This is a genomic window from Streptomyces sp. KL116D (assembly GCF_030766975.1).
GTDB classification, from domain to species: domain Bacteria; phylum Actinomycetota; class Actinomycetes; order Streptomycetales; family Streptomycetaceae; genus Streptomyces; species Streptomyces longispororuber_A.
Map to the genome: position 1 here is coordinate 1 of NZ_JASERH010000075.1, position 6,406 is coordinate 6,406.

8 protein-coding genes and 2 pseudogenes are annotated in these 6,406 nt (G+C 72.9%); 6 read left to right on the forward strand and 4 right to left on the reverse strand.

The window, feature by feature from the left end:
• The 4 genes and pseudogenes from RBJ77_RS30125 to RBJ77_RS30140 all read left to right on the forward strand — a co-directional run.
• The coding region (locus RBJ77_RS30125; RefSeq protein WP_372347885.1) for an anthrone oxygenase family protein at positions 1–365 on the forward strand (365 nt) is incomplete at its 5' end.
• Between the two features lie 60 nt (positions 366–425).
• A complete protein-coding gene (locus RBJ77_RS30130) occupies positions 426–851 on the forward strand; it encodes a DUF4267 domain-containing protein (RefSeq protein WP_372347886.1) in 426 nt (141 codons plus the stop codon).
• 96 nt (positions 852–947) lie between these two features.
• Entirely contained in the window at positions 948–1,205 is a 258-nt protein-coding gene (locus RBJ77_RS30135; RefSeq protein ID WP_372347887.1) for a Rho termination factor, read from the forward strand.
• Positions 1,206–1,484: 279 nt separating this feature from the next.
• Positions 1,485–2,330: pseudogene (locus tag RBJ77_RS30140) on the forward strand (family 16 glycosylhydrolase); the annotation flags it as partial.
• 13 nt (positions 2,331–2,343) lie between these two features.
• Here RBJ77_RS30140 and RBJ77_RS30145 read toward each other — a convergent pair.
• From RBJ77_RS30145 to RBJ77_RS30155, 3 genes are all read right to left on the reverse strand, one after another.
• Positions 2,344–3,087 carry an MBL fold metallo-hydrolase gene (locus RBJ77_RS30145; RefSeq protein WP_372347888.1) on the reverse strand — a complete coding sequence of 248 codons (744 nt, stop codon included), beginning with the start codon at positions 3,085–3,087 and terminating at the stop codon, positions 2,344–2,346.
• A gap of 63 nt (positions 3,088–3,150) precedes the next feature.
• The gene (locus RBJ77_RS30150; protein ID WP_372347889.1) at positions 3,151–3,843 is read right to left on the reverse strand and encodes a ribonuclease H; all 693 of its coding nucleotides are present in this window, start codon (positions 3,841–3,843) and stop codon (positions 3,151–3,153) included.
• A gap of 87 nt (positions 3,844–3,930) precedes the next feature.
• Complete coding sequence (locus RBJ77_RS30155) at positions 3,931–4,323, reverse strand: nitroreductase/quinone reductase family protein (RefSeq protein WP_372347890.1); 393 nt, start codon at positions 4,321–4,323, stop codon at positions 3,931–3,933.
• Between the two features lie 314 nt (positions 4,324–4,637).
• On the opposite strand from RBJ77_RS30155, the gene RBJ77_RS30160 reads away from it, so the two are divergent.
• Together RBJ77_RS30160 and RBJ77_RS30165 are read left to right on the forward strand one after the other, a co-directional pair.
• A complete protein-coding gene (locus tag RBJ77_RS30160; RefSeq protein ID WP_372347891.1) occupies positions 4,638–5,159 on the forward strand; it encodes an N-acetyltransferase family protein in 522 nt (173 codons plus the stop codon).
• A gap of 36 nt (positions 5,160–5,195) precedes the next feature.
• The gene (locus tag RBJ77_RS30165) at positions 5,196–6,056 is read left to right on the forward strand and encodes an endo alpha-1,4 polygalactosaminidase (RefSeq protein WP_372347892.1); all 861 of its coding nucleotides are present in this window, start codon (positions 5,196–5,198) and stop codon (positions 6,054–6,056) included.
• A 15-nt stretch (positions 6,057–6,071) separates the two neighbouring features.
• Here the strand turns inward: RBJ77_RS30165 and RBJ77_RS30170 are convergent.
• Positions 6,072–6,406: pseudogene (locus RBJ77_RS30170) on the reverse strand (hypothetical protein); the annotation flags it as partial.

The window sequence follows — 6,406 nt, forward strand, 5'->3', positions numbered from 1 at the left end:
ACCGGATCTTCGACGCCCTCCCGGAGGACAGCGGCCAGCTCGGCCGCGCACACGGCGGTCGGATGCTCGGCGCGCTGATGCCCTTCTGGTACATCGGCTCGGTCGTCCTCACCGCCCTGTGGGCCGCGGCCGCCTGGGACGAGCCCGGGACCGGGCTGGTCGTCACCGGCGGCGCCCTGCTGATCGTCAGCGTGATCATGTCGGTCCTGCTGCTCGTCCCGATCAACAACCGGGGCAAGACGTGGACCCCGGAGAACCGGCCCGCCGACTGGAAGCAGCAGACGAAGCGCTGGGAGCGCTGGCACTACCTGCGCGTCGCGGTCATCGTCGCCGCCTTCGCCGCGCTCGTCGCCGCCCTCGCCTGAGCCTTCGGGCGACCCGATCGGATTCCGCACGTCCGCAGCAGACCCTCAAGGAGAAGAACAATGACGCTGAAGAAGATCAACACCGTGCTGGCCGCCGCCTTCATCCTCTTCATCCTCTGGTTCGGGACGGAGTTCATCCTGATCCCCGAGACCACGGCGCCGACCTTCGGCCTGCCGAGCTATCCGTCCGGTGACGGCGGCGGCTTCCTGGTCATCAAGGGAATCCGTGACGTCGTGCTGGCCCTGGTCCTGGGCGTCCTGCTCCTGACGGGCCACCGCAGGGCGCTGGGCTGGGCGCTGCTGGTGGAGGCCTTCGCCGCCTACGGCGACATGACCACCGTGCTGGCCCACCACGGCTCCGTGGCCACCGCGCTCGGCGTGCACGCCCTCACCGCGACCGCGATGGTGGCCACCGGCCTGCTGTTCCTGCGCGAGACCCGCAAGGTCGCGACCGCGCCGGACGCGCTCGCCCCGCAGCCCGCCTGACGCGTCGCGGAGGCGGCGCCCGCGTGGCGGCCCGGCCCGGCCCGGGATAGGCAGGAAGCGCCAGGTCATGACCGATCACCACCGGAGGTGGTTCCTGTGCCCCGAGCACAGATCAAGGACGAGAAGACGTACCAGGCGCTGCGCCGCGAGGGCGCGAGCAAGGAGAAGGCCGCCCGCGTCGCCAACGACGCGGCCCGCTCCTCCCGCTCCGCGACCGGCCGCAAGGGCGGCAAGGCGGGCGCGTACGAGGACCGCACGAAGGAGGACCTGTACCGCGAGGCGAAGAAGATCGGCATCGACGGGCGCTCGCAGATGAACAAGGGCGAGCTGATCAAGGCGCTGCGCGAGCACTAGGGCGCCGCGCACCCCCAGGGCCCCGGACGGCGGTGACGTCCGGGGCCCTGCCGTGCGTGAAGCAGCTTGGCCGGTAAGGGAGTTGGTACGGACGAATCCCTTGACGTCACTTCCGGGCGCCCCTTAAATCAACTTCTGAAGTTAGCGCCCCACGCGCACCGCTTCTGTCTTCACTTTCTGTCCGCACCTCTGTCCGCACCATCGTCTTCACCTCTGTCTTCACTTTCCGGCGTGTCCGAGACAGGCACGATCCCCCTACCCGAAGTGACGTGATGCTCCATGCGCAAGTCCCTCCGCCGCAGGCTCCCACTGGGCGCGGCCGCGCTCCTGTGTGTCGGCGCGGCGCTCGTCCCCACCGCGAACGCCGCGGACGTCGGCTCCGACGCCTCGGCCGCCGCCGTCACCTTCTCCGACGACTTCGACGGGGCCGCCGGCTCGGCGGTCGACGGGTCGAAGTGGCAGATCGAGACCGGCGACAACGTCAACAACCACGAGCGGCAGTACTACACGTCCGGCTCGAACAACGCCGCGCTCGACGGCCAGGGCCACCTGGTCATCACCGCGCGCAAGGAGAACCCCGGCAACTACCAGTGCTGGTACGGCACGTGCGAGTACACGTCGGCCCGGCTGAACACCTCGGGCAAGTTCACGACGACGCACGGCCGCGTCGAGGCACGGATGAAGGTGCCGCGCGGTCAGGGCATGTGGCCGGCGTTCTGGATGCTCGGCGACGACATCGGCTCGGTCGGCTGGCCGAACTCGGGCGAGATCGACGTGATGGAGAACGTGGGCTTCGAGCCGTCCACGGTGCACGGCACGATCCACGGGCCCGGCTACTCCGGTTCGGCCGGCATCGGCGCGGGCTACTCGCTGCCCGGCGGGCAGGCGTTCGCCGACGACTTCCACACGTTCGCCGTGGACTGGTCGCCGAACTCCATCAAGTGGTCGGTGGACGGCACGGTCTACCAGACCCGTACGCCCGCCGACGTCGGCGGCAACCAGTGGGTCTTCGAGAAGCCGTTCTTCCTGATACTGAACCTGGCCGTGGGCGGGTACTGGCCGGGCGACCCGGACGGCAGCACGCAGTTCCCGCAGCAGCTGGTCGTCGACTACGTGCGGGTCAGCAACTAGCGGGCGGTCACAGGTCCAGGACGAGGCCGGTGGTCGCGACGGCCACCGGCCCGTCGTACGTCTCGCCGCCCGCCTTGCGGGCGGCGCCCTCGTCGGTGCCGGGCCACAGATGGGTGAGCAGCAGCCGCCCCGCCCCCGCCTGCGTCGCGTACCGCCCGGCGCCGTGCGCGGTCAGCAGGTACGGGGCGTCGCCCGGATCCGGCACCCGGTGCAGGTAGGTGGCCTCGGACAGGAACAGGTCGGCGCCGTCGGCGAGCCGGACGATGTCGGGGCTCGGGCCCGTGTCACCGGTGTACGCGAGGACGGTGCCGCCCGCGGTCAGCCGCAGACCGGCGTTCGGCACGAAGTGCGGCAGCAGCCAGGTCTCGACGGCGAAGGGCCCGATCCGCAGCCGGTCCCCCGGCCGGAATCCGTGCAGCGTGTACGCGGCGGCCAGCATGGCCGGCTTGTCCAGGGCGAGCACGGCGTCGAGGGCGCCGTGCGGGGCGTACAGGGGCAGCGCGGGCGGCGGGCTGTCGCTCAGTCCGCGGGCGCGCAGCAGCGGATTGAGATCGGCGCAGTGGTCGGGGTGTCCGTGGCTGGCCAGAACCGCGTCCACCCCGTCCGGCGTCCCGTGGTCCAGGAGGCACGGGAACGTCGCGTAGCCGGGGTCGATCAGGAGCCGGAAGCCGTCGTGCTCGACGAGGTAGCCGCTGCACGCCTGCCCGGCGGTGGGCCAGGCGCCGCAGCCGCCGAGAACCGTGAGTCGCATACCCGGACCCTACTCAATCGCCCCTGTGGGAGGGCGGGTTGAGCGGAGCCCGGGGCGCGGCGGTCAGGCCTGGACGCGGCACTCCGGGTGGCCCCAGCCGTCGGGGTTCTTGGCGATGTCCTCACCCGCGGCGTACGAGCGGCCGCAGCGGCAGCGGCCGGGGAACTTCGCCTTCAGGGTGCGCGAGGAGGATCCGGAGCCCGAGGCGGAGGCGGACTTCTTCTTGGCCGCGGCCTTGGGGCGGCCGCCCGACGCCGCGGACGGCGACGACGGCGGCGGCTCAGGGGAGCCGAGTGCGCTGCCGGCGTCCTGCTGGGCGACGGCGGCCTGGCTGGCGGCGCGGTCCGCGAAGTCGTTCAGCGGGTCGCCGTCGACCTGGTGGGCGGGGACGTACTTGAACTCGACCGTGCGGCCTTCGAGGAGCGCGTCGATCCGGGCGACGAGTTCCTGGTTGGCGACGGGCTTGCCGGCCGCGGTCTTCCAGCCCTTGCGCTTCCAGCCGGGCAGCCAGGTGGTGACCGCCTTCATCGCGTACTGGGAGTCCATCCGGACCTCCAGCGGGACGTCCGGGCCGACGGTGCTCAACAGCCGCTCGAGGGCGGTGAGTTCGGCGACGTTGTTCGTCGCGGTACCGAGCGCCCCGGCCTCCCACTGGACGGGCTTCTCGTCACTGTCGGCGACGACCCAGGCCCAGCCGGCGGGTCCGGGGTTTCCCTTCGAGGCGCCGTCACACGCGGCGATCACACGTTCTGCCATGCCCCGATCATGCCAGGCCGCGGACCCGGCCGAAGACCGCTGACGTGTCCACGCCCACCCCCGGAAGCCGCCACCGCTCCCCCGTCGTCACGCCAAGTCGACGCGGACCGTGAGGAGTTGGGTGCCCGCGGCGCGTACGGCCGTGCTGTTGAACAGGGGCAGCGTCCGCAGGCGGGCGTGGGCGTCGTCCTCCGGGAGGAGGTGGGCCGTGCCGTCGTACCAGCGGCCCCGGATGCGGACGCGCACCTTGGGGTCGGCCCGGATGTTGCGGACGTAGTGCGACTTCAGGCCGAATTCCGAGACGAGCCAGAAGGTGTCCCCGATGCGGCGGCCGCCGACCGGGGTCTGCCGCGGCAGACCCGAGGTGCGGCCGGTGGTCTCCAGGAGGACCTGACCGGGCAGGCGCTTGGTCAGCGGATTGACGATCCTGCGCTGGAACGTGGTGACGAGCCGGTGCTTGGTCTCCTGATTACGCGCCATGCCCCGCACTTTAGTCGCGGATTCGGCCATGGCGGGAGCAGTGGAAAGCCCCGACCGCGACGGGGGATCACGGCCGGGGCGGCTCGAAGGTGGGCACGGATGGCGGTCGCCTCTCGGCGGGGGGCTCCGCAGGGCTTCAGCCGAACGATCTTCCCTGCGGGCAATAGGTGAGGCCCGGGGACACTGTTCCATCCGTGTCCACGGTGGGTTCAACGGGCGACGGGGCAGGCTTGTTCCCGGCGGTGCCGCGGCGGGACGTGAGGTACGTCACGGACTGTGCCGACTCCTGTCCCCCTGCCCGGAAAGGACCGTTCATGCCCGAGTCACCGGACCTGCGGCCGGCCCGCGAGAGCGACCACCCCGAGATCGTGCGGCGCGTCCAGGAGTGGTGGGGCGACTCCCGCACCCCGCAGGAGGCCCGCGAACTGTCCCTGCTGCTGCCCCGGCTCTTCCTGCAGTTCTTCGCGGGGACGAGCCTGGTCCTTGCCGACGGGCCCGGGATCCGCGCGTTCCTGGTCGGCCTCCACTCCGCCGACGACACCACGTCCGCGTACATCCACTTCGTCGGCGTCGACCCGGCCCTGCGCGGAGCGGGCGTGGGGCGGCGGCTGTACGAGGAGTTCTTCCGGCGGGCAGCGAGCGCCGGGCGCCGCGACGTGCGGGCGATCACGTCGCCGGGCAACGCCGGGTCGATCGCGTTCCACCGGGCGCTGGGGTTCGAGGTGGAGGCGGGCGACCGGGAGGTGGGCGGGGTCGCGGTGCGCTCCGACTACGACGGACCGGGGCAGGACCGGGTGTGCTTCCGGTGCCCGCTGGGCCGGCCCGGGGCGCCGTAGGGTGCGGTGGTGATCTTCGCGCCACTGTCCCGCCGACTGTTCCGCCGGCCATCTCGCCGACCGTCTCCACGGCCGCCCCGCCGGCCGCCCCGCCGGCCGTCGTCCGTCTGCTGTCTCGTCGGCGCCGCACTGCTGGTGTCCGGCTGTGCGTCGTCCGGGTCCGGCGACGACGCGCCACGGGTCGTGCGGCCGACGGCCGACGTCGGCTTCGACTACCAGATCGGCGGCCCGTACGCGCCGCCCGCCGGAGTGCGGGCCGTCGCCCGCGACCGCACCGCGGCGCCCGCCCGCGGTCTCTACAACGTCTGCTACGTCAACGCCTTCCAGGCCCAGCCGGACGCGCTGCGCTGGTGGCGGCAGCACCATCCCGACCTGCTGCTGCGCGACGCACGGGGACGGCTCGTGATCGACGAGGACTGGGACGAGGCCCTGCTCGACATCTCGGCCGCCGACAAGCGGGCCCGCCTCGCGCGGATCGTCGGCCGCTGGATCGACGGCTGCGCGGCCGACGGCTACCAGGCGGTCGAGCCGGACAACCTCGACTCCTACGCGCGCTCGAAGGGCCTCCTCGCCCCGGCCGACGCCGTCGCCTTCGCGAAGCTGCTCGCCGACCGGTCGCACGCGGCCGGACTCGCCGTGGGCCAGAAGAACACCACCGAACTCCTCCCGAAGCACGCGTCCGTCGGCTTCGACTTCGCGGTCGCCGAGGAGTGCGCCCGCTACGACGAGTGCGGGGAGTACGCGTCGGCCTACGACGACCGGGTCTTCGTCGTCGAGTACCGCGCGGCCGACTTCGCGCGGGCCTGCCGCGCGTGGGGCGAGCGGCTGTCGATCGTGCTGCGCGACGTGGACGTGCGGCCTGCGGGGGCGAAGGGGTACGTGCGGCGCGGGTGCTGAGGCGCGGCGCGCGCCTCAGGCCGACGGCGTCACCGTGCGCAGCACGTCGAGGCGCCGCCGGATCGCCTCGGCGGCGCCCGGCCGGCGGCCCGGCACCTGGGCGCGCAGCGCGGTGAGGGCCCTCGCGTGGCTCCTGGCCCTGGCCGGGTCGTCGACCTGCTCCCACTGGTGGTGGGCGCGGTCGACGGCGGCCTCGACGTCCTCGTCGGTGGGCGCCTCGCCGCGGGCCAGCCGGGCCTGGGCCACCGCGCTCCACAACTCGCAGCTGCGGCCGGGGTCCCGGGCGAGCCGCGCCAGGTCGGCCCGCACCTCCAGCCAGTGGATGGCCTGCGGGGACCCGGCGCCGTGGG

Coding starts and splice junctions, on each gene's coding strand:
- RBJ77_RS30130 (WP_372347886.1), top strand. CDS start 426: ATGACGCTGAAGAAGATCAACACCGTGCTGGCCGCCGCCTTCATCCTC.
- RBJ77_RS30145 (WP_372347888.1), bottom strand. CDS start 3,087: ATGCGACTCACGGTTCTCGGCGGCTGCGGCGCCTGGCCCACCGCCGGG.
- RBJ77_RS30150 (WP_372347889.1), bottom strand. CDS start 3,843: ATGGCAGAACGTGTGATCGCCGCGTGTGACGGCGCCTCGAAGGGAAAC.
- RBJ77_RS30155 (WP_372347890.1), bottom strand. CDS start 4,323: ATGGCGCGTAATCAGGAGACCAAGCACCGGCTCGTCACCACGTTCCAG.
- RBJ77_RS30160 (WP_372347891.1), top strand. CDS start 4,638: ATGCCCGAGTCACCGGACCTGCGGCCGGCCCGCGAGAGCGACCACCCC.